The sequence below is a fragment of the Aliivibrio sp. 1S175 genome (genome assembly GCF_001690985.1).
Lineage (GTDB): Bacteria > Pseudomonadota > Gammaproteobacteria > Enterobacterales > Vibrionaceae > Aliivibrio.
In genome coordinates this window covers 181,129-204,040 of record NZ_MAJS01000024.1, presented here as the reverse complement: position 1 = coordinate 204,040, position 22,912 = coordinate 181,129, and the positions used below count along the sequence as shown (strand labels likewise).

Sequence of the window (22,912 nt, the reverse complement as noted above, 5' to 3'; positions counted from 1 at the left end):
GATCATGCTTCTTATATTTAGTTTGTTTGCTTAAAATAATGATCCCAACTTTGACTTAATGAATAAAATTGAAACTCACAAAACTCTTTCCTATCCTTCAAATAATCGTTTTCGACTTCATCCAATAAATGACTTTGCTTTTTTGGATCACTACCATAAACAAGGCATAAGGTAGAGAAATAGCGCTGTAAATCAAAGCTATGTTCATCTATGTACTCTCCGAAATCGTAGTAATCAGGTCTATCCTCAGACTCAAATGCAAACATATCTGCTGCACTTATCGCAATATCATCACCATCATCTACATAGTTTAATAATAAGATGGTTGCAAAGTTATCGACGGCATCTTCTTCTTTTCCTAAAACCGGAATGTTCTGATCAGCGATAAAAGCATGGCCTGCCTCATGTAATAAAGTATGAAGTAGAGTATCAAGGGCACCTAACTGTGGCGATTTATCAAAGCGTTCTTGGTATTTATTTTTTGAAAAGTAATCGAGTGATTCTTGATAAAACGAATAAGGGATCTGTATCGTATGAAAGTTAGGGTCATAGAGTGGCCCTTCCGTGCTTCCATATTGAATGGTGACTGTTTTATTAAATGGGAAATAGTCGTTAGAAAGTTCTGTCAATGTGTCATTAATGCCACTTTCTTTTATCGTTTGCTGAATTGTAATTTCTTGCTGATTTAAAGGTTTTGAATATTGTATTGATATATTAGGGTTTTCAGCAAAGCTACATAAACTGATGCCCATTAAGGCAATGAATAGAGGGGAGCGGATATCTGTTTTCATAGTTAGTCCATTAATCATACCTTGAGTTAGTTGTAGCATAGTATAAGTAAATTAAGGATCCAGAAGAATACACCCTTGATCATGCTTCTGATTTGAGCTCAATCTTCTTTATTAGAAGTAAGAATAAAGGAAGATCTGACAGAGGATTTACATGTTTTATCTTTTACTTTGTAAACTTTAGTTAGTTTATCTGTTTGGTTTATTTATGCATTTCTTAAAAGTATCTCCTTTCTTGTTGTCGTTATTTTTTAGACATGACATGATCTAACATTTCCATGCTTTGTTCAAAGTAAGGGTTATAAGTTAAGCGTGCAAAAATCTTACCTTCTTCTTTAACGCCATAAGCAGAAAACCATACATCTGCGCCTTCTTCACAAGCCAATTCTTGCTCTTCTGTCTGCCCATTGCTGCAAATTCTCACCGCTCCGTTTTCGCCATATTCAGGATTTATAGGTGAAAATAATAGCCCCATATGAGATCCATCGACTATTTTTAGATCTGGACGGTTCATGCTAAATGTAGTGGCATTATTTGCAGGAAATGTATTTTCTCCTTGCCACACTAAGTGATTTTTAACATTAGTGAATTGGGTTTTAAAAACAGAGGTTGCAAATGTCGTATCGATGACATGATCTCCCTCACTGGCTATCATAAATACGGGTTTGGTGTATTTTTTACCCTTAAGATCCTGCTGGACAACTTTCACCGTATCATAATAAACCGCAGCACCGTGCATTGGGAGTGAGTTATAACGGATAGGGTTAGTTTCAGGATCTTGATCTGCCCACGTTACAAAATAACTTGCGATTTTTGCAAATTTAACGGTGGATGATCCCGGTTTAAATGCCGGAGAAAACAAAAGTAATCCTGCGATATTATCGTCTTTAAGAGCTTCAGAGGTAACAAGGTTCGCCCCTGTCGAATAACCACCAAGCCACACTTCATCTGTTTGAGCTTTAAGTAATTGGGTATGATGATGAACGACATTTTGCCAGTCTTCTAAACTAGGCAGCATGAGATCTGCCACTTTACTGCCATGCCCTGGAAGTAATATTGAGCGAACTAAATAACCTTGATCAGCTAGGTGCTGAGCAACATCGATAAAAGAAAAAGGGGAGTCACCCAAACCATGAACTAAAAGCACGCCTTTTCCGTTTGGCTTATTTGGCTTTATTTCAAAAGGTAAATTTACAGAAAGTTCTTTTTCTAGATCGTTACTTTTAAATACTCGATGTTCAGTTAACCACTGTTTGGTTTCATCCATGTACTGTTGAAAGCTGTTTTGTGAGTAGTCAGGCAGAGTATCGGATGGTACATAATTAGCGTCTGTGGTGGATTGGCTACATGCGCCTAATATTGCCAGAGATCCAATGACTGCAAAGCGCGAAAATAATGATGAAATCACGTAAATGGCCTATTGAACGATAATAAGATGAGATTAGTATAATCTAATAAGAATGAACAGAGTGTGAATACTTATAGACATAATAGGTCTGTATACATGCTTTCTAGGCACATAAAAATAGCCAGATGTTAAGTCTGGCCATTTTTATGTGAAGTGCTTTCTAGAAGAGGGAAGTGTTATCCGACGATACCAATAAAATAAGGAATAATAAGAGCATTAGCGAGATCGATAAAAAAGGCACAAACCAAAGGCACGATAATAAAGGCTTGGTGTGAATTGCCGTATTTTTGTGCCACTGCTGACATGTTTGCCATCGCTGTTGGGGTAGACCCTAGTGATATCCCTCCAAATCCGGCACAAACCACTGCTGCATCGTACGTTTTTCCCATAAGAGGGAAGACAACAAAGATGGCAATACATATCGCAATAAAGAATTGAGCTGCCAAAATAATAAAGATAGGCCCCGCTAAGTCGACTAAAGCCCATAATTGCATACTCATTAAAGACATCGATAAAAACGCCCCTAAGGCCATATCAGCAATCAGAGCAACCGCAGGTTTACGAGCAGGCCAACGAGTACCAGTTAAGCGGGGGTAAGAGGCTGGTATTAAATTAGAAATTAAAATACCTGCAAACAAGCAACTCACGAACAAAGGAAGATCTAATCCAAGCCCAGAGACCACTTCATTTAAGAGCGCCCCTAATATAATACAGATGTGAATGGCGAGCATCGCGTCTAAAAAATCATAAGAGGTAATGCGAGTTTGCTTGGAATCTTGTTGAGTTCCAACGTCAACCTTTTCGCCTTCAGTCGCTTTTAAATTATGTTTATTAATTAAATATTTTGCTATTGGACCACCCATTAAACTGGCAAGAATTAACCCAAAGGTGGCACTTGCAATGCCTATCTCCATAGCGGTATTTAAATCGAATTGCTCACCAATCTTTGGTGCCCATGCAATAGCGGTTCCATGACCGCCAATTAAAGAAACAGATCCACTTAACAAACCAAAAACGGCAGGCTGATCAAGCAATAAAGCAAACCCTATGCCAGTGAGGTTCTGAATAAACATATACCCGATGGTGATGGTTAATAAAATGATGAGAGGCTTACCACCTTTAAAGAGATCTTTAAGGCTGGCGTTAATACCAATAGTAGTGAAAAAGTAAACCAGTAGAAGATCACGAGTAGCTAAATCAAAAGAGACATCAACCTGTGTTACGTAATGAAGAACAGCGAAAAGAACAGAAACAAGAATGCCACCAGAGACGGGTTCTGGAATACTAAATTCTTTTAGCCAATAGCTCATCTGTGTTAAACGACGGCCTAAGAAAAGAACAATTATCCCGAGAGTAATAGCCAAAAATGATTCGATGTGTAGTACACCGTCAACGAAGTTCATAAATAATCCTTTAATATGAAAATATTGGAAAGATTCATCATAACTGGGTTTGATAACGGCTTTTCTTCTGTAAGGTTATTTCGTGAACTGCTTCTTATTTTTATTTGTTAATTAATTGCTGTTTCATTGCATAGATCTGAAAATGAAAAGCCAATAAAAAATGGTTTAATTACAATAATTAAAGAGATCTTCTTTTCAGAGAGTTGAGAAGAATAAATGAAATAGGGCAATGGCACTAACAGCCATCGGTTATTGAGCCTGAATAAACAGAATTAGTGGAAGCATTATTAATGTAAAAGCTATAGCAACCATCGGTTTCTAATAAGTAACCTTTTGGCCAAATATAGGCAACTCTATTTTCGCCAACAAAGCTCCCCGTTAAATCATAACCGGGAACGGGCACATAATTTGATTTTCCAGGATACATATTGCCTAAAATACAAAATTCAGGTTCTGCACAAGGCACTGTTTTCCAAAGTCTTGTCCAAGAGGTTGGGACTTCAATATCTAAAAGGGCACGCAATGTCCCCGCACTTGCTGTTGGTTGTCCTGCGGTTAATTGAATCGTGTTACCTAAGTAATCAATACTTGAATCAGCATTGTCTATTTGAATTCGAGCGTTTGCTAAATCTAGCCCTGTTTTGATAGCTCCCCCAACACCTTGTATGAGTGATTGGCTAGCATCGCTTTTATAATTGATGAATTTAGGTAATGCAATAACAGCAATAATCGCCAAAATCACGAGGGTGGTGATTAATTCTAGTAATGTAAATCCTTTATTTTTCAAATGTCATTCCTTAACATTCATTGATGAGAGATGTTCCACTCATTAAATCAATATAGGATGTTAGGGGCCATTTGTTAATACCTTCGTCATGATTATTTTTTATTTGTGAAACCAGCTTGTTGTTTCAACAAATTATGATCGGAAAATAAAATCACCAGCATCATTTATAAAAAAGAGCCACCTTCATTCGGGTGGCTCTTTTGTTTACTTTAAATTACAGCGAAAAATATTAACGAGTTAAATATGCCGTTAAGAAACGAGTAATATCAACCATATCAGAGACTTTAATAAACTCTTCTGTAGTGTGTACTTTAGACATACCCGTAGAAAGGTTTACGGTTGTTAAGCCTTTTTCATTAAATACGTTTGCATCAGAGCCACCACCAGTAGATTTAGTGAATGGACTAATGTTAATGCTCTCAAATGATTCTTTAATGCTAGCAACGTGTGCATTATAGTCTGAAATTTTGTAAGCGTTATAAGCACGCGTTGAGATAATCTCGATTTGAGCGCCGTGTTTATCTGCTGCTGCTTTGAACGTTGATTCCATGTGTTCAACTTGTTTTGCCAGCTTCACATCATCCAGAGAGCGCGCTTCACCTTCAATGTACAGTTCTGGCATAACGATGTTTGTCGCTTGACCACCACGAACCACACCAATGTTGGCTGTTGTTTCTTCGTCAATACGTGCAAGTGTCATGTTCATGATTGCATCAGCGGCAACCGTTAGGGCATTAATGCCTTCTTCTGGCGCTAAACCTGCGTGTGCTGGACGGCCTGTGATGGTTACTTTAAGGTTTTGCTGACCAGGAGCAGAAGTAATAATAGTGCCAATAGGGCCGCCTGAATCTAGCACAATCGCGTGGTTAGATTGAATGTAGCTCATATCGTAGTTTTTAGAGCCGTGTAAGCCGCCTTCTTCATAGACAGTAAACGCTAACTCAATCGTTTTGTGTGCGTGGTTATTTTCTTTAATAACACGTACCGCTTCCATTACCGCTGAGATACCCGATTTATCATCACCGCCAAGTACAGTGTTGCCTTTAGAGCGGATAACGCCATCTTCAATAATCGGTTCAATACCATTACCTGGAGTTACCGTGTCCATGTGAGAGCTAAATACAATGCTGCCCTCTAACTCGCCTTCTAATCTTGCGTAAATATTAAAGCCGTTTGATATGTGCTCTGGCACAGGTAATTTAGTAACGGTAAAGCCCAGTTCACCTAGTTGTTCTGCAAGTGCTTCTGCAATCGCTTTTTCATTTTTTGATTCACTATCGATTTGAACAATATCTAGAAAGTGATTAATTAAACGCTCTTGATTCACTTGAGTCATGATTTATCTTCTATATTGAAAGGGAACAGAAAACCACTCTAACCAAAGAAATTGCTTAGAAAGATGCACTGAATCAATAAATCGTCCGACAGCACTATCATATTTATGAGCTATATCTTAATAACGAAAAGCAATAACAAAGAATTAATGTTTAATAACAAATTGCAACTTTTTCGAAGCACATCACTCTGATAACTATATTAATAAGAAACCATAAAGAGGTTGATATGAGATCCCGATTAAAAATTACAACAGTTGCTCTACTGTTTGCTTCATTTTTTGCTGCTATGACGAGTTTTTTTTCAACGGCTGAGGATATGCCCACACCAATAAAAGGTAACTATGAAGTCGCCACTCTTGCTGGGGGGTGTTTCTGGTGTACTGAATCTGATTTGGAAAAATTAGATGGGGTGGTGGATGTGGTTTCAGGTTATGCCGGAGGAAAGCTTGAAAACCCAACTTACAAACAAGTGTCATCAGGAAAGTCAGGTCACATTGAAGTGATTCAAGTGACGTTCGATCCAAAGATCGTTAGTTATGAGCAAGTGCTTGATCAGCTGTTTAGACATATGGACCCAACGGATAACAAAGGCTCATTTGTTGATAGAGGTCCACAGTATCGTCCAGCTATCTTTTTCCATGATGAAGATCAGCAAGTGATCGCTCAAGAGTTCATGAATGCGATTGATGCAGCAAAGGTGTTTCCAAAGCCATTAGCGACAGAACTTATTCCATTTACTAAATTTTGGGTCGCTGAAGACTATCACCAAGATTATTACAAGCGTAACCCTGTGCGTTATAAATATTACCGCCACGGTTCAGGACGCGATAAATACCTAGACTTAGTATTTGGTGAAGACAGGGAAGACAATCCCAAAACATTACGTCAGTACATTGATGAGCAAAAAATGGCTCAAAACGTTAAGTCGTATGCCAAACCATCAGAGTCAGAAATTAAGAAGATGCTGACGGATAAACAATATTACGTAACGCAAAAAGAAGGGACAGAACGTCCATTCGATAATGCGTATTGGGATAATAAAGCTGAAGGTATTTATGTGGATATCGTCAGTGGTGAGCCGTTGTTTTCATCAACCGATAAATACAAATCTGGTACAGGTTGGCCAAGTTTTACTAAACCAATCAATAAAGCGTACATAACCGAAGAAGACGATTTTGCATTATTCAGTAAACGCACCGAGATCCGCAGTAAATTTGCTGACTCTCACCTAGGACATGTTTTTAGTGATGGCCCTAAACCTACAGGGTTACGTTACTGCATGAACTCAGCCGCAATGCGTTTTGTTGCTAAAGCGGATTTAGAGAAAGAAGGCTATGGAGAGTATTTGTATCTGTTTAATTAAATAGTTTTTAGCTGTATTTAAATTTCTTTATATAAAAAGGGGTTATAAATTTTTATTTGTAGCCCTTTTATAGTTAATACTTAAATATAAGTGCCTTTTTTACTCAAGGAGTTAGTTTATTACCATGAATAAGTTCTTTATCTAAAGAAGATAAAGATGCATATCAATATTTATTTTTCAGTATGTTACAGAGACTAAGCCTGGCGTTTCAATTATGCTAACCAATGCGTGTGAGATACTTTATATGGAAAATATTCTTCTAGAAGAAAAGGATGTTAATTATAATCAATGCTTACTTGATAACCTTCAAAGCTCTAAAAATAAAATAGCATCATTGAAAGTTAAACAGGCATGTGATCAGAAATACCGTAGTTTTTTTAATTAATAGATTGGTTCTATTGATGCTGAAAAATATTTTTTTGAATTAAGTATGTAGTTTAGGAGTTAATCATATCTAGCATTTTAATAAATTATTCAGTGATTATCCTTCTTTAAAAAGCGCCATGAGCATAATGTCCATGGCGCTTTTTTATCGGTAGTTATTAACAGTTATGATTAATTTTTAAATTTCAACATCATTTTTTGTATACCAACAAAGAATAAAGGAACAAAGAATATAACGAGTAGAGTCGCAGATATCATCCCGCCCATTACCGATGTACCGATTGCATGTCGTGCATTAGAGCCAGCTCCCGAGCTGATAACTAACGGAAGTACCCCTAAAATAAAGGCCAGTGAGGTCATTAATATAGGGCGTAATCTCATCTTACAGGCTTCAATAGCTGCTTCAGTCAGTCCCATGCCTTTTTCATATAACTCTTTCGCAAACTCAATAATTAAGATGGCGTTTTTCGCTGAGAGACCAATGGTTGTTAACAATCCAACTTGGAAGTAAACGTCATTTTCTAAGCCTCTAAAATACGTCGCAGCTAATGCACCAAGCACACCTAATGGTACAACGAGAATAACAGCAATAGGAACAGTCCAGCTTTCATACAGAGCGGCTAAACATAAGAACACCATTAATAATGATAGGGCATATAAAAAAGGTGCTTGATTACCTGCTTCTAATTCTTGGTAAGACATTCCAGTCCAGCTTATGCCTATACCATCTGGTAATTGTGCTTGTATGCTTTCAATGGCTTGCATTGCATCACCAGTACTGTATCCAGGAGCCGCTTCACCAATAATTTCAATAGCGGAATTACCGTTATACCTTACCAGTTGAGGTGAACCTTTCCCCCAATGGGATTGAGTAAATGTATTCAATGGCACCATTTTTCCTTGGTCATTTCTAACAAACCAAGCGTTGATGTCTTCTGGTGTCATTCGGTATTCGGCATCAGATTGAATATAAACTTTCTTTGATCGGCCTCTATCAATAAAGTCATTTACATACGCAGAGCCCCAAGCAATCGATAATGTGCTATTTACATCTTGGATATTTACTCCAAGGGCTTTTGCTTTTTCATAATCAATATCAAGGTAGAATTGGGCATTATCTTCCAACCCATTGGTACGTACTTTTTGTAATATCGGATTTTTATTGGCAAGTTCAAGTAACTGATCTCGAGCTTCTACTAATTTATCATGACCAAGACTGGCGTTATCCTCAAGGTAAAAATCAAACCCTGTTGCTTGTCCTAACTCCCTAATCGCTGGTGGATTTACCGCAAAAATGGATGCTCCTTTGTAGTTTTGAAATTTTTGCATGACCCTTTGAATGATAGAATTAACATCTTGCCCTTCTTCTGTTCTTTCTGACCAATCTTTTAGGCCGATAAAACTCATTCCGGCATTTTGCCCCGTCCCTGCTTGGTTAAAACCTGCGGTGTTAAATACCGCTCTTACGGTGTCTTTTTCTTCCTCTTGGAAGTAAGTGTTAATGTCTTCCATTACTTTTTTGGTTTGAGCGACCGTAGAGCCATTTGGCAACTGGGTCATGATCATGAAGTTACCTTGGTCTTCATCTGGTAAAAATGAACTGGGTAAGGTCTGGTATAACCCCGCAGTTCCAACTAATAACGCGACATAGAGTAAAATCAAACGAGTAGGGCGGTTTAATACGCTAATAACCGATTGTTGATAACGGTTAGAGCACGCGTCAAAAATGCGATTAAATCCTGAGAAAAATGCATTTGGTTCTTTTTTAGTTTTTGGCTTTAATAGCGTAGCACACAGTACTGGCGTTAAAATCAAGGCAACCATTACTGACAGTACCATCGCAGATACAATCGTAAGTGAAAATTGGCGGTAGATGGCTCCTGTAGAGCCAGACATAAATGCCATTGGAATAAATACAACCGCCAATACCATGGTTATACCAATCAACGCGCCCGTAATTTGTCCCATGGATTTTTCGGTAGCTTCAAGAGCTGAAACCCCTTCTTCATGCATAATACGTTCAACGTTTTCTACAACAACAATGGCATCATCTACTAATAGGCCAATCGCAAGTACTAAACCAAACATGGTTAAGGTATTGATGGTAAAGCCCATCATGGCGACAACTCCAAAAGTACCCAATAAAACGACAGGAACGGCAATGGTTGGAATGAGCGTTGCTCTAACGTTTTGTAGAAATAACAGCATGACAAAGAAGACGAGTACAATCGCTTCAAATAAGGTTTTAACTACTTCTTCAATAGAGAGTTTAATGAATGGGTTAGTGTCCATCGCTTTATCTACAACAAGTCCGGCAGGAAAGCTTTTCGATAGTTCAGCTAATTTGGCATCAATCGCTTCTTGTGTTTCTAAGGAGTTAGAACCTGATGCGAGAGTGATCCCCATCCCTGAGGTTTCTTGACCATTGTAAGCGGGTATAACGCTGAGATCTTCGCTGGCTAATTCAACTCGAGCAACATTATTTAAACGAACTTGAGACCCATCTTCATTCACTTTTAAGAGAATATTTTGAAACTCGTCAACTGTTGAGAGTAGGGTCTGAGCCGTAATTGTCGCATTGATTAATTGCTCTTTTGTCGAAGGTGTTCCGCCTAGTTGCCCGACAGTAACTTGAGAGTTTTGGTTTTCTACCGCGCTGTAAATATCGGAAGGCGTTAAATTGTAACTGTTTAGTTTCGCGGGATCTAACCAGATACGCATGGCATAAGAAGAGCCAAAGACTCGAACATCACCAACCCCATTAATACGGCTAATTGGATCCTTAAGATAGCTGTTTACATAATCTTGAATATCAGGACCACTCATGCTTCCATCTGGAGAGTAAATCGTGATCATTGACATAAAACCAGAACTGCTTTTACGTACAGATACCCCTTCACTTTGTACGGAGGCAGGTAAACCGCTAGTGGCTTGCTGTAAATTATTCTGAACTTGAACTTGAGCAATGTCTGGGTCGGTATCTGAACTGAAGGTCAATGTAATAGTTGCACTACCAGAAGAATCACTAATGGATGACATATACAATAAATTGTCTAGCCCTGTCATACTTTGTTCGATAATTTGAGTGACACTGTCTTCAACTGTTTTTGCTGATGCACCTTGGTAGGTAGCACTGATTTGAATTGCGGGTGGTGCAATGGTTGGATATTGGGCGATAGGCAACGCTTTGATGGATAACACACCGAGCAACATGGTTACGATAGCAAGTACCCAAGCAAAAATAGGCCTTTTTAAGAAGAATGTAGACATGATAATTCCTTAATCAAGGTTATTCAGAGGCAACAGATTGATTATCTGATGAGCTATCAACAGGAGGTGTGGCATTATCGATAACAATAGGGGCACCTTCTTTAATTTTTTGTAAATTATTGATAATAACGTGTTCACCTTCCTTGAGGCCATCAAGTACAATCCAATTATTTTCCATCTCATTACCTAATGAAATAGCTCTTTTTTCTACAATATTTTTATCATTTGCAATATAAACAAACGGTTCTCCGGTTTGACTGCGAATAACGATTGATTGTGGAATCATAATGTAATCTTTTTCTGACGGGCTATAGATGGTTGCTCGAACAAAAATACCCGGTAGAAGTTCATTATTTGGGTTAGAAACAATTGCTCTCAATGTCATGCTACCTGTTGATTCATCAACCAAAATATCAGATGCTTCTAAATACCCTTGAATAGGGTAGTCAGTTCCATCTTCCATTTTTATATCAACTGGAATTTTTCTTTCTTGTTCGTGATCTTTATTTCTTGGGAATTCTCGTTTGAGCTTTAATAAGGAAAGGGAAGATTGACTTATATCAACATAAACGTTATTAATTTGCTGAATAGTGGTTAAGTAGCTACTTTGCTCTGCTGTTACTAATGCGCCTTCTGATACTTGTGATATACCAATTCGACCAGAAATAGGAGCGGTAATTTGTGTGTATGAGAGTAGAATATTAGAATAGTCAAGAGCCGCTTGGGACACTGCAACTTCAGCAGTTGCTTGCTCATAAGCCGCTTGTGCATCATCGAAATCTTGCTGGCTGCTTAATTTCTTTTTCGCTAATTCAGCAATTCGATTTAGAGTTTTCTTGGCTACATTTTGATCGGCTAATGTTCTATTAAGTGTTGCTTTTGCACTGTTGACATTCGCTTGATAGGTTGCAGGTTCTATTTGATAAAGAACATCTCCCTGTTTCACCTCTTTGCCTTCTTTGAATAATCGTTCTGTAATAATGCCTGATACTTGAGGTCTAACTTCCGCTTCTTTGATTGCTGATATTCGGCCTGGTAACTCACTGGATAGACGAGCACTTTTATATTGAAGAGTCAGTGTATCAACGTGGAGAGGCGGGATTTTCTGCTGTTGGGGAGAGTTGTCCTTACAACCTGAAATAATAAATAAACTGACAGTAAGTAGTAAGATTTTATACATAAGAATGTACTCAAATAAAATAGTTCTGAAAAGTATAGTAGATACTTTGATATTTTATGTAAGTGAAGGTAAAACTATGTAAATATAAATCATATTAACTTGTTGTTATTTAATATTTTTATGTTGTATTTTTAATTATTCATGATTGTGATTAATATGTTTGAATTGAAAACTTCGCCATACCCTTTTTTATTCTTTCAACATCTTGTTTATATTAATAGGAAGAATAACAATAACTAGGCTTCATGACTTACTTCTAATTTTTGATAGGTTTTATAAATCACAGCTATAAGTACAAGCGATTATCTCTTATTCTCTAAAGTGTTTATTCTATCCCCACAGTATTTTAGGGGTTAAAGAGAGAGTATGGTGAAGAGTGCATTAGTCGTAGAAGGTGGAGCAATGCGTGGCATTTTTGCTAGCGGTGTTTTGGACACTTTTATGAAGACAGAATTTATGCCTTATGATTTTGCCATTGGAGTCTCTGCCGGAGCATCGAATCTAATAGGGTATCTTTCTTATGCTCCTCAACGTAGCTTTGATGTCATTACGAAACTTGCAACCCACAAACGCTTTTTTAATCCAGCACGATTTGCTCGCGGTGGTGATCTTGTTGATGTTAAATGGTTAATTGAGGAGTCGAACAGAAGACATCCATTAGATTCTGAACGTTTATTTTCTTCTATTCCTATGTATGCGGCAGTAACTAATATTGATAGTGGTAACGCCGATTATTATCAAGTAAAAGAAAGTAATTTAAATAATGTTCTTGAAGCAACAACCGCTTTACCTATCGCTTATAAATCAACACCTTGCTTTTCTGGTGGTTGCTATACCGATGGTGGAGTAGCCGATTCTATTCCAGTAAAAGAGGCTTATCGTCGAGGTGCGAGAGATATTACGGTGATCTTATCTCACCCTTTAAGTTATGAGATGAAACCTGCACGTTCACCTTGGCTAATGACCAAGTTATTAGCTCGATACCCTCAAATAGCACAAGCAATGTTAGTGAGAGCCGAAAATTATAATCAATCACTGGAATTTATTCGTAATCCTCCTGAAGGAACGACAATTCGAGTGATCGCTCCACCTGAAGATTTTGCAGTTAAGCGTCTTTCTATGAAATCTCCTACACTGATTGCAGGATATGAAATGGGTGTTTCTTCAGGGTTAAATCATTTATCAAGTCGTGACGGTACTTTCGGGTTAGATATTGAAAATTGTCATTTCTGTGTTTAATACGACTTTTAGAAAACCATTTTTCCGTGCACTTTATAATAATATTAAGGAATGAGTAATGAGTAAAAAATTAACGACAGCAGCAGGTTGCCCTGTTGCACATAACCAAAATGTTCAAACTGCGGGTAAACGTGGTCCTCAACTTCTGCAAGATGTTTGGTTTTTAGAAAAACTGGCGCATTTTGATCGTGAAGTTATCCCAGAGCGTCGTATGCACGCAAAAGGGTCTGGTGCTTACGGTACATTTACGGTAACTCATGACATTACTAAATATACAAAAGCAAAACTGTTTTCTGAAATTGGCAAACAAACAGACATGTTTGCACGTTTCACAACGGTTGCTGGTGAGCGTGGCGCAGCAGACGCAGAGCGTGATATCCGTGGTTTTGCGCTAAAATTCTATACAGAAGAAGGTAACTGGGATTTAGTGGGTAATAACACGCCTGTATTCTTCCTACGTGATCCTCTTAAATTCCCTGATTTAAACCACGCAGTTAAACGCGATCCTCGCACAAATATGCGAAGCGCGAAAAACAACTGGGATTTCTGGACATCATTACCAGAAGCACTTCACCAAGTAACTATCGTGATGAGTGATCGTGGTATTCCTGCGACTTACCGTCATATGCATGGTTTTGGTAGCCACACGTTTAGCTTTATCAACAGTGATAACGAGCGCTACTGGGTGAAATTCCACTTTGTATCTCAGCAAGGCATTAAAAACCTATCAGATGCTGAAGCGGGTGCAGTGATTGGTAATGATCGTGAAAGTCATCAACGTGATTTGCTAGAAAGCATTGATAACCAAGATTTCCCTAAATGGACATTGAAAGTTCAGATCATGCCAGAGGCAGAAGCGGCGACGGTTTCTTATAACCCATTCGATTTAACCAAAGTATGGCCACATAAAGATTACCCATTAATTGAAGTGGGTGAATTTGAGCTAAACCGTAACCCACAAAACTTCTTCGCAGAAGTAGAGCAATCGGCATTTAACCCTGCAAACGTGGTTCCTGGTATCAGCTTCTCTCCAGATAAAATGCTACAAGGTCGTTTATTTGCGTATGGTGATGCACAGCGTTACCGTTTAGGTGTAAACCACCAACACATTCCAGTGAACGCACCTCGTTGTCCTGTTCATAGTTACCACCGTGATGGCGCAATGCGTGTTGATGGTAACTTTGGTAGCACATTAGGTTATGAACCAAATAATGAAGGCCAATGGGCAGAGCAGCCAGATTTTTCTGAACCACCACTAAACTTAGATGGCGCAGCAGCACATTGGGATCACCGTGAAGATGAAGATTACTTCTCACAACCGGGCGATCTATTCCGTCTAATGACCGCTGAAAAACAAGACATCTTGTTTGATAACACAGCGCGTAACTTAAACGGTGTGCCAAAAGAAATTCAACTTCGTCACCTAAGACATTGTTACAAAGCCGACCCAGCTTATGGTGAAGGTATTGGTAAATTACTTGATATTGATGTGAGTGAATTTAACTCGTAATTTATCCCATTAAGTAACTATAAATCAAAGCGTTGAGTCTTATATTCAGCGCTTTTTTTATGTCTGTTTACATTGTAAATTTTACTCTCTTGCTATTTGAAAATGTGGTTGTTTTATTAATTTGATTAGAAAAACCACAAAAACTGTCGGTATTTGTGTCGATAGACCTCCGTTATACTCCCCGCACTATTATAAGCCGCTAAGGCAAATACTCATTGCTCTGGACTTACGATCCAGCCTCGCAAAAAAGGAAAGTTATCCATGTCTCAATATATCGTTTGTGCGTTATACAAATTTGTTTCATTAGAAAATTACACCGACATTCGTCAACCATTAACTCAAGTATTAGAAGATAATAATATTCGCGGCACATTGCTGCTAGCAAGTGAAGGGATTAATGGCACGGTTGCTGGCTCTCGTGAAGCGATTAATACGCTACTCGCTTGGTTTAAAGAAGATCCTCGTTTAGCGGATGTGGTTTATAAAGAATCAATCAACGACGTTCAACCTTTCAATCGTACCAAAGTGAAATTGAAAAAAGAAATCGTCACCATGGGCGTAGAAGGTATTGATCCTCTTCATGTGGTGGGTACGTACGTTAAACCTGCTGATTGGAATGCCCTTATTTCTGATCCCGACGTGCTATTGGTTGATACTCGAAATGATTATGAAGTAGATATAGGCACATTCAAACATGCTGTTAACCCAAAGACAGAAACGTTCCGCGATTTTCCTCAATACGTTGCTGATAATTTAGATCCTGAAAAACATAAAAAAGTAGCGATGTTCTGTACTGGTGGTATTCGTTGTGAAAAATCGACAGCGTATATGAAAGAGCAAGGATTTGATGAGGTCTATCATCTTGAAGGCGGCATCTTAAAGTACCTTGAAGAAGTACCAGAAGAAAACAGCTTATGGGAAGGCGATTGTTATGTATTTGATGGCCGAGTTGCCGTTAATCACCAATTAGAGAAAAGCCATTACGATGTGTGTAATGCGTGCCGTTTGCCAATCACAGATGAAGACAAACAATCTGATGCGTTTGAAAAAGGCGTAAGTTGCCCTAAATGTATTGATCAACACAGTGATGAGCAAAAATCTCGTTTCCGTGAGCGTGAAAAACAAGTGCAATTGGCGGATGAAAGAGGCGAAACTCATGTTGGTGGTGACGCGGCAAAATTGATTGAGCAACGTAAACAAGAAAAGAAAGAGAAAAAACAGCAACAGAGATCGTCTAGGTAAAAATGTTAAGACGACTTTATAGTGGTTGTTGTTAGATAATGAGTTGAGTTGAGTTGAGTTGAGTTGAGTTGAGTCGAAAGAATATAATAGGCTTTCATTTGACTCATTATTAGATGGAAAGCAGATAACAAATGCGTCATTAAAGCTTTTCTTTATTTCCGTTTTAGTCGCTAATTTATCAATTCTTGCTAATTTTATAAACGAAAGCAGAGCACTCGTCGCTCTGCTTTTATTGTTTATAAACAAGGATGAAATATGACTAATAAAATAAAAATTAGCTCGCTTACCATTGCCTTTGTTGGCGCATTATCATCAATGGGAGCACAAGCACATGGCTGGGTTGAATTTCCAAGTGCAAGGCAGAATACGTGTTATCTTGATGGTGGTTTCTGGGATAACACAATTCCAAATAAGGCGTGTCAGGCCGCGTATGATGAGTCCGGTGCGTTTCCTTTTGTCCAACGTAATGAAGTCGCTGCCAATGTACCAAACTATAAAGACATGGCCCATGTTCAAGCCATTGTTCGTGACGGCAATTTATGTTCAGCAGGTGATAGCTCAAAATCCGGCTTAAATGTAGGTTCCTCCCATTGGCAAAAAACGGCGGTTACCTTAGATGAGAATAACCAGATTGAACTTATCTTTAATGCGACCGCACCGCACAACCCTTCTTACTGGCAATTCTACTTATCTAATACTAATTACGATCCGACCGCTCCATTAACGTGGGGTGATCTAGAGCTAATTGATACTGCGGGTAACGTCCCTGTAGGAGATGATAAAAAGTACCGTATTAACATTACCCTTCCAGCGGATAGATCCGATTCAGCGGTACTTTATACTCGTTGGCAGCGTGAAGATGCCGCAGGCGAAGGCTTTTATAACTGTAGTGATATTTCGTTTGATAATACTGGCACGATACCCCCAGGACCAACAGATCCAGTAGACCCACCAGTATCATATTCTGATTTAGGTTATTACATTAGCCAAGGCTTTGGCCCAGTAGAATCTGGTGATACGGTTCGCTTCAGAACATTTGATGCTACAGGTGCTGAAACCACCGATATAAGTTTAGCGATAACGGTAAATAATACCATTACATGGTCAGCTGAATTGGCGGGACAATTTAACCAGTTGAAAAATAAAGAATGGTTTATTGGTATTTGGCACCAAGAGATGAATCATTATATGTACGACGCCAATAATATTTACGCGAACCGAGTATTTGCGCCAAGTGCAGATCTTAGTTATCAACTTTCTTTAATTAAAGCCGATATCACACCACCGGTAGAGCCGCCAGTAGAACCAACAAATGCGTGGCAAGTAGATTCAACATATAACGCAGGAGATATCGTTATTCACCAAGGAGGAGCTTGGGTTGCTCAGTGGTGGACAAAAGGTGAAGAACCTGGAACTACAGGTGAATGGGGTGTGTGGCGATAATATTTTTTCAGATCCATTCTCGTTTACTGTCGGTTATAAATTTTAATTTTTAATCACATAAACGCTATTCGTACCTTTTTAAAGCTCTAGATTTTTCTAGGGCTTTTTTATTGAATATAAAAACACCGTATTTTCTCGACATTGTGATCAAGATCTCTGTATAATCCGCGGCTAGATTTTCTCATTTATCATACTTTCGTCCTTCATCTTGTGGCTTTCTATAGCTCAATCATGACTTGTCAGTAAACCCTAGGAATTATTTCGTTGATACAATCAAACAACATCACAATGCAATTTGGCGCAGAGCCTTTATTTGAAAACATTTCAGCAAAATTTGGCAACGGTAACCGTTATGGTTTGATCGGTGCGAACGGTTGCGGAAAATCAACGTTCATGAAGATTCTAAGTGGTGCATTGACTCCTAGTTCAGGCAACGTATCAATGACGCCGGGACAAAAATTAGGCGTGTTGAGCCAAGATCAGTTTGCGTTTGAAAAATACAGCGTAATTGATGTTGTGATCATGGGCGACAAGAAATTATGGGAAATAAAACAAGAGCGTGAACGCATCTATTCGCTACCAGAAATGAGTGAAGAAGATGGCATGAAAGTGGCTGAGCTTGAAAGTGAGTTTGCAGAAATGGACGGTTACAGCGCAGAAAGCCGTGCTGGTGACATTCTATTACAAGCCGGTATTGATGAAGAACTTCATTATGGCTTAATGCAACAAGTTGCTCCTGGTTGGAAACTGCGAGTGTTATTAGCACAAGCATTGTTCGCAAACCCAGATATCTTGCTACTTGATGAACCAACAAACAACTTGGACATTAATACGATTAACTGGCTAGCTGGTGAGCTTAATCAACGTAAATGTACAATGATCATCATCTCGCACGATAGACACTTCCTGAACTCTGTATGTACTCACATGGCAGACATTGATTATGGCGAGCTTCGTGTTTACCCTGGTAACTACGAATACTTCCTTGAAGCGTCTAGTTTGATCCGTGAGCAACTACTTTCTGGTAACGCGAAGAAAGCAGCAGAAATCAGTGAACTACAAGATTTCGTAAACCGTTTTGGTGCGAATGCATCTAAAGCGAAGCAAGCAAGTTCTCGTGCAAAGAAAATGGATAAAATCTCATTAGATGAAGTGAAATCATCAAGCCGCATGAGCCCATCAATTAACTTTGGTGAAGGTAAGAAATTACACCGTCAAGCACTTGAGTTGAAAGACTTGGGTCATGGATTTGAAGAAGAAGTATTGTTTGCTGGCGGTAACTTACTGCTTGAAGCGGGTACTCGTCTTGCAATCATTGGCGAAAATGGTGTTGGTAAAACAACGCTATTACGTTGTTTAGTTAATGATCTAGAACAAAACGAAGGTATTGTTAAATGGTCAGAAAACGCAACATTCGGTTACTGCCCACAAGACAGTACCGCTGATTTTGATAACGATTTAAGCATCTTTGATTGGATCTCGCAGTGGCGTACAGTTAAGCATGATGACTTGATGGTTCGTGGTATTTTGGGTCGTCTACTATTTACTGCAGATGATACAAACAAACAAGCAAGAAACTGTTCTGGTGGTGAGAAAAACCGTCTGTTATTTGGCAAGTTAATGATGCAAGACATCAACGTACTTGTTATGGACGAACCAACCAACCACATGGATATGGAAGCGATTGAAGCATTGAACGAAGCGTTAAAAGTGTACACTGGTACATTAATCTTCGTAAGCCATGACCGTGAGTTTGTTTCTTCTCTAGCGACTCAAATCATTGATGTTACAGATAAGAAATTAGTTAACTTCCAAGGTACTTACGATGAGTACCTAGATCATAAAAACAGAATGCATGTAGCTTAATTTTAATTAACGTTACTTAGCAAAAAAAACGCGAGACTGATGATATCAGCTCGCGTTTTTTTATTGCTTGATTAAATACTTCTACCAAACCCGAAATAGATAAAGGTATCGCTATCGCTGATATGAGTAAAATCACCGGTAATGGTTAATCGCCAGATTTATGCGGTTAATTCAAACTCTTTTTTATCCAATTCTCGCCCATTAAGAATGAGAGATAACTCGTGTATACCGACGTAAAACTTACGCGTGGTAATGAGTTTAAAGCTTTGCTTACGATCCACAGTGTATTTTTCTTTGGCTTCAATATCACGCTCGCTTATCTTAAAAACCTTACGTGCTAATGTGCCGTTGTTTTTTAGGTAATACAGGCCATATTCTAGACGCAGTTTTTTTCTTTTTTCGGTTGTGTTGTGAACCGTAAACGTGAACTCAAGGTTAGAGCCAATAGTGACTTTGGGTGTGGTAATGTCAAAATTAGATGTCTCAATGCCTTTACTTTCAAAACCGAACAATTCAAGCACCTCAGTATTGGCTTGTTTTAATAAAGTGCGGCAAGCGTGCTTAATGAGTTTGTTGGTGTGTTCTGATTTATTAATGTGCGTTTTAGCAAATGAAATCACATAGTCAGGGTTGTCTTTAGCAATATCATTTAAGCTGTTAGCGACGCTACGTCTTACGGCCTCACAGCTGTCGTTGGTTAGTTCAAGAAGGATAGGTGTTAATGGACTAGGATCTTTCTTTAACTCACGTAATGCCATCCCCCAAGGTAATCGTGGTCTTGAACCTTCACTGGCTAAACGACGAACTCGGCGATGATCATGCGTTGCCCATAACATCATGTCATTAAGCATTTTCTGTTGATACTTAGCAATAAAAGGGCGAACGGCAAATTCACAAGTAACAAAAGGCGTTACGATAACAAAGGCCTTAATGGCATTGTCGTAATCTTCTAAGCCATAACGTTCAATGTACTCAGGTATAAATAAGTATTCTAAACTGTCGGGTTTTATCTCAAGGCTTTCAAAATAGGCGATAAGTTGAATGAGAATATCAGAAGCATGACTGAATTCTTTGGGCATAAATTGGTGTAGAACTTGAGTAGTGTGGCTTATGCGTTGTTTCATCTCAAAATCAAAGAACTCATCACAATAGATTTGAGTAATGAAGGCCTGTTTATCAAGCTCAGGAAGTACGTGTTTTAATGCGTTTGAGAGGAAATCATAGAAATCTTCAGAGAAAAGATCCTTAAATAGCGTGCTCATTAATTTTCCTTATATGAAAGTCATGTTCTTATCATTTTATATATAAACAGAAGAAGTGGTATCATTGCCGGCTAATTATATGACTTGGAAATATTTCGTGCCTTTACGCCTTGCCAAACCCCTTGCTGCTCTTGCTAATACCGTTGTTGTTCTCGATTTCGAAACCACTGGTTTATCCCCAAACCAAGGCGATCGTGCCATAGAAATTGGTGCGGTTAAGCTAGAAAATGGTGTTATTGTTGATCGCTTTCAAAAACTGATGAACCCTGGTTTTAGAGTTAGCTCGTTTATTGCTAATTACACAGGTATTACTAATGAAATGCTAGTGGACGCAGACGATTGTGGAACGGTAATGCATGAATTTGCAGATTTCATTCAAGGTTGCAATCTCGTTGCTCATAATGCTTCGTTTGATCAGCGTTTTTTGGATGCAGAGCTTGATGCAATTCAGCGAGATTATGATGGCACGTTCGCGTGTTCATTATTGGTATCAAGACGATTAACTCAAGATGCGCCATCGCATAAATTGGGCGAGTTAGTGGCGTATCATCAAATTGATAATGACGGTGTGTTTCACAGAGCATTAGCCGACGCAGAAGTGACCGCGTCATTATGGCAAGTTCTGCTCGATACCCTAAAAAGTGACTACGCGATTACCCGTCCTGATTTTTCATTAATGCAAAAAATAGCTAAGACTCCAAAAGGGTCAATCGATCAATTTCTTAAGAAACAGGGCTAGTTTTAACCGTCTTTTTTCTAACAAACGTTTATGTGTGATTTCAGCATAAGCGTTTTTTATTTCCAGCCAGAAAGCCAATCGTCTTGGTTTTTTAATTCTTGCCAATCCAATGCTTGTGTTCGTTTTGTCATGACGGCTTCTATTAAACAATGCGTCACTTCATTTTCTTCAAATTCAACCTCTGTAATTAAAAAGTGTTTCTCTTTTTTTATTGGATTTACGGCAGTCCATTTACTATTTAATAGTTTCTTAGGGTTGATTTGATTCATCATTATTCCTTAATTATTTTTTTAAGTCATTGTAATGTCGCTTATAAAGCATAGACCAAAGTAGGTTAGGTTGGTGGTCTAGATGCGTTGTTTTTAAGCAAACCCTGTATTTCATAATATAAGCTGATATAATTGAACAAGTGTTCAAGTTTTTTAAGAGTAATTTATTATGGCAAAAACAGCCAAATTTAACAGAGACGATGTGATTGAAAAAGCGACCAATCTTTATTGGGAAAAAGGTTTTCACGCCACATCCATGCGTAATCTTCAAGATGTAATTGATATGCGCCCTGGCAGTATTTATGCGACATTTGGTAGTAAAGAAGGTTTGTTTAAAGAAGTGCTACATAAGTACACGGAGATGGGTGTTGCTCAAATTGCCGAGTGTAGAGCCAATACTTCATCTCCTCTTAATGCTCTGAAAAACTTTATTACTTTGATTGTGCTTGAAAGCCAAACCTCTGCCCCAAGCGGTATGTGTATGTTGGCAAAAACGATTGCAGAATTAACTGAAGAAAACGCAGAATTGCTTACTGAAGCCAAGAAAATGCTCGTTATCATGGAAGGTCAATTTATGACCTTATTAGAAGAAGCACAGCAGCAAGGTGAGTTAAGTAAAGACAAAGATGTATCTCAATTGGCGCGTTTTGTTCAAGTACAAATTATGGGGTTAAGAGTCTATGCTTGTGCAAGTAATGGAGACGCACCTTTAGATCAAATGATTGATGATATGTTCATGACATTAAAAATCGGTGCGTAAGAATTAAAATAACCGAATGATAGATAATAAAAAGCCAATCCGATGAGATTGGCTTTTTAGTTTTCGTCGATGTTATAACCAGAAGAATTACGTTATGTTGCTGTTATAGATTATTTATCCCAAGCAAACTGTTTAAATGCGCTGTCTACTGGTGTGTGAGCAAGATGGTTGGTGTAATTACTCATTACTTTTTGAGCCATACCCAAAACAATTTCTAGCAGTTGTTGATGAGTAAATCCGGCATCGAAGAAAGTCTGTATTTCTGCTTGAGAAAGCTCCCCACGATTGCGAACCATTAATAATGTTGTTTCGTGCAACACTTGCAGTTTTTCTGTTGGCATAATTTCTCGGTTACGCAATGCTTCAGTGATTGTTGCATCGACTTTCATCATATGTGCAATCCCAGTATGAGCAGGAACGCAATAAGTACAATTGTGTTCTACGTTAATGGTTTGCCATACTACCGTTAGCTCTTCTGCATTGAATGATGATTCAGTAAACAATTTATGTAGCACTTGGTAGCCTTCAAGCAATCCGGGAGCTTCTGCCATTACAGCGTGAAGATTAGGAAGCATACCATTCGTTTTTAATGATTTTTCTAGAATTGGTTGGCTTTTAGTTGGCGCTGATTCAAGTGTATGAATAGTAAATGTAGTCATCAT

The 22,912-nt window shown here is 38.5% G+C and carries 18 protein-coding genes; 8 read left to right on the top strand and 10 right to left on the bottom strand.

The features are described from left to right. Positions 1 to 17: 17 nt before the first annotated feature. The 5 genes from A6E06_RS10540 to A6E06_RS10520 all read right to left on the bottom strand — a co-directional run bounded on the left by A6E06_RS10540 (position 18) and on the right by A6E06_RS10520 (position 5,722). On the bottom strand, positions 18 to 791 hold the full coding sequence (locus tag A6E06_RS10540) for a DUF4344 domain-containing metallopeptidase (RefSeq protein WP_065592441.1): 774 nt from the start codon (positions 789 to 791) through the stop codon (positions 18 to 20). Between the two features lie 241 nt (positions 792 to 1,032). Beyond that, the gene (locus A6E06_RS10535; RefSeq protein ID WP_255312075.1) at positions 1,033 to 2,148 is read right to left on the bottom strand and encodes a carboxylesterase; all 1,116 of its coding nucleotides are present in this window, start codon (positions 2,146 to 2,148) and stop codon (positions 1,033 to 1,035) included. Positions 2,149 to 2,372: 224 nt separating this feature from the next. Next, positions 2,373 to 3,599, bottom strand: a complete 1,227-nt coding sequence (gene gltS, locus A6E06_RS10530; protein WP_065592290.1) for a sodium/glutamate symporter — start codon at positions 3,597 to 3,599, stop codon at positions 2,373 to 2,375. A 235-nt stretch (positions 3,600 to 3,834) separates the two neighbouring features. Continuing rightward, complete coding sequence (locus A6E06_RS10525) at positions 3,835 to 4,386, bottom strand: type II secretion system protein (protein WP_065592291.1); 552 nt, start codon at positions 4,384 to 4,386, stop codon at positions 3,835 to 3,837. A gap of 229 nt (positions 4,387 to 4,615) precedes the next feature. Beyond that, positions 4,616 to 5,722: a M20/M25/M40 family metallo-hydrolase gene (locus A6E06_RS10520; protein ID WP_065592292.1), complete on the bottom strand. Its 1,107-nt coding sequence runs from the start codon at positions 5,720 to 5,722 to the stop codon at positions 4,616 to 4,618. Between the two features lie 227 nt (positions 5,723 to 5,949). On the opposite strand from A6E06_RS10520, the gene msrB reads away from it, so the two are divergent. Further along, positions 5,950 to 7,086: a peptide-methionine (R)-S-oxide reductase MsrB gene (gene msrB, locus A6E06_RS10515; RefSeq protein WP_065592293.1), complete on the top strand. Its 1,137-nt coding sequence runs from the start codon at positions 5,950 to 5,952 to the stop codon at positions 7,084 to 7,086. 555 nt (positions 7,087 to 7,641) lie between these two features. Here the strand turns inward: msrB and A6E06_RS10505 are convergent. Then, complete coding sequence (locus tag A6E06_RS10505) at positions 7,642 to 10,746, bottom strand: efflux RND transporter permease subunit (RefSeq protein ID WP_065592294.1); 3,105 nt, start codon at positions 10,744 to 10,746, stop codon at positions 7,642 to 7,644. 13 nt (positions 10,747 to 10,759) lie between these two features. Further along, positions 10,760 to 11,920 carry an efflux RND transporter periplasmic adaptor subunit gene (locus A6E06_RS10500; protein WP_065592295.1) on the bottom strand — a complete coding sequence of 387 codons (1,161 nt, stop codon included), beginning with the start codon at positions 11,918 to 11,920 and terminating at the stop codon, positions 10,760 to 10,762. A gap of 366 nt (positions 11,921 to 12,286) precedes the next feature. Here A6E06_RS10500 and A6E06_RS10495 point away from each other — a divergent pair, with 366 nt between their 5' ends. The 5 genes from A6E06_RS10495 to A6E06_RS10475 all read left to right on the top strand — a co-directional run bounded on the left by A6E06_RS10495 (position 12,287) and on the right by A6E06_RS10475 (position 19,220). Then, positions 12,287 to 13,159: a patatin family protein gene (locus tag A6E06_RS10495; protein ID WP_065592296.1), complete on the top strand. Its 873-nt coding sequence runs from the start codon at positions 12,287 to 12,289 to the stop codon at positions 13,157 to 13,159. A gap of 58 nt (positions 13,160 to 13,217) precedes the next feature. Then, a complete protein-coding gene (locus A6E06_RS10490) occupies positions 13,218 to 14,669 on the top strand; it encodes a catalase (protein ID WP_065592297.1) in 1,452 nt (483 codons plus the stop codon). Between the two features lie 261 nt (positions 14,670 to 14,930). After that, complete coding sequence (locus tag A6E06_RS10485; RefSeq protein WP_065592298.1) at positions 14,931 to 15,911, top strand: rhodanese-related sulfurtransferase; 981 nt, start codon at positions 14,931 to 14,933, stop codon at positions 15,909 to 15,911. 255 nt (positions 15,912 to 16,166) lie between these two features. Next, the gene (locus A6E06_RS10480; protein ID WP_065592299.1) at positions 16,167 to 17,354 is read left to right on the top strand and encodes a lytic polysaccharide monooxygenase; all 1,188 of its coding nucleotides are present in this window, start codon (positions 16,167 to 16,169) and stop codon (positions 17,352 to 17,354) included. 264 nt (positions 17,355 to 17,618) lie between these two features. Continuing rightward, positions 17,619 to 19,220 (top strand): ABC-F family ATPase, encoded by a 1,602-nt coding sequence (locus A6E06_RS10475; protein ID WP_083190314.1) that lies wholly within the window; start codon positions 17,619 to 17,621, stop codon positions 19,218 to 19,220. Positions 19,221 to 19,378: 158 nt separating this feature from the next. On the opposite strand, the gene A6E06_RS10470 is transcribed toward A6E06_RS10475, so the two are convergent. Continuing rightward, positions 19,379 to 20,482 (bottom strand): DNA alkylation repair protein, encoded by a 1,104-nt coding sequence (locus tag A6E06_RS10470; protein WP_065592301.1) that lies wholly within the window; start codon positions 20,480 to 20,482, stop codon positions 19,379 to 19,381. Positions 20,483 to 20,561: 79 nt separating this feature from the next. Between A6E06_RS10470 and A6E06_RS10465 the strand changes: the two genes are divergently transcribed. Continuing rightward, positions 20,562 to 21,221 (top strand): PolC-type DNA polymerase III, encoded by a 660-nt coding sequence (locus A6E06_RS10465; protein ID WP_065592302.1) that lies wholly within the window; start codon positions 20,562 to 20,564, stop codon positions 21,219 to 21,221. A gap of 56 nt (positions 21,222 to 21,277) precedes the next feature. Here the strand turns inward: A6E06_RS10465 and A6E06_RS10460 are convergent, their stop codons facing one another. Beyond that, positions 21,278 to 21,490 (bottom strand): TIGR02450 family Trp-rich protein, encoded by a 213-nt coding sequence (locus A6E06_RS10460; RefSeq protein ID WP_065592303.1) that lies wholly within the window; start codon positions 21,488 to 21,490, stop codon positions 21,278 to 21,280. Positions 21,491 to 21,659: 169 nt separating this feature from the next. Between A6E06_RS10460 and A6E06_RS10455 the strand changes: the two genes are divergently transcribed. Next, on the top strand, positions 21,660 to 22,250 hold the full coding sequence (locus tag A6E06_RS10455; RefSeq protein WP_065592304.1) for a TetR/AcrR family transcriptional regulator: 591 nt from the start codon (positions 21,660 to 21,662) through the stop codon (positions 22,248 to 22,250). Positions 22,251 to 22,360: 110 nt separating this feature from the next. On the opposite strand, the gene A6E06_RS10450 is transcribed toward A6E06_RS10455, so the two are convergent. Beyond that, on the bottom strand, positions 22,361 to 22,909 hold the full coding sequence (locus A6E06_RS10450; protein ID WP_065592305.1) for a carboxymuconolactone decarboxylase family protein: 549 nt from the start codon (positions 22,907 to 22,909) through the stop codon (positions 22,361 to 22,363). Positions 22,910 to 22,912 lie beyond the last annotated feature (3 nt).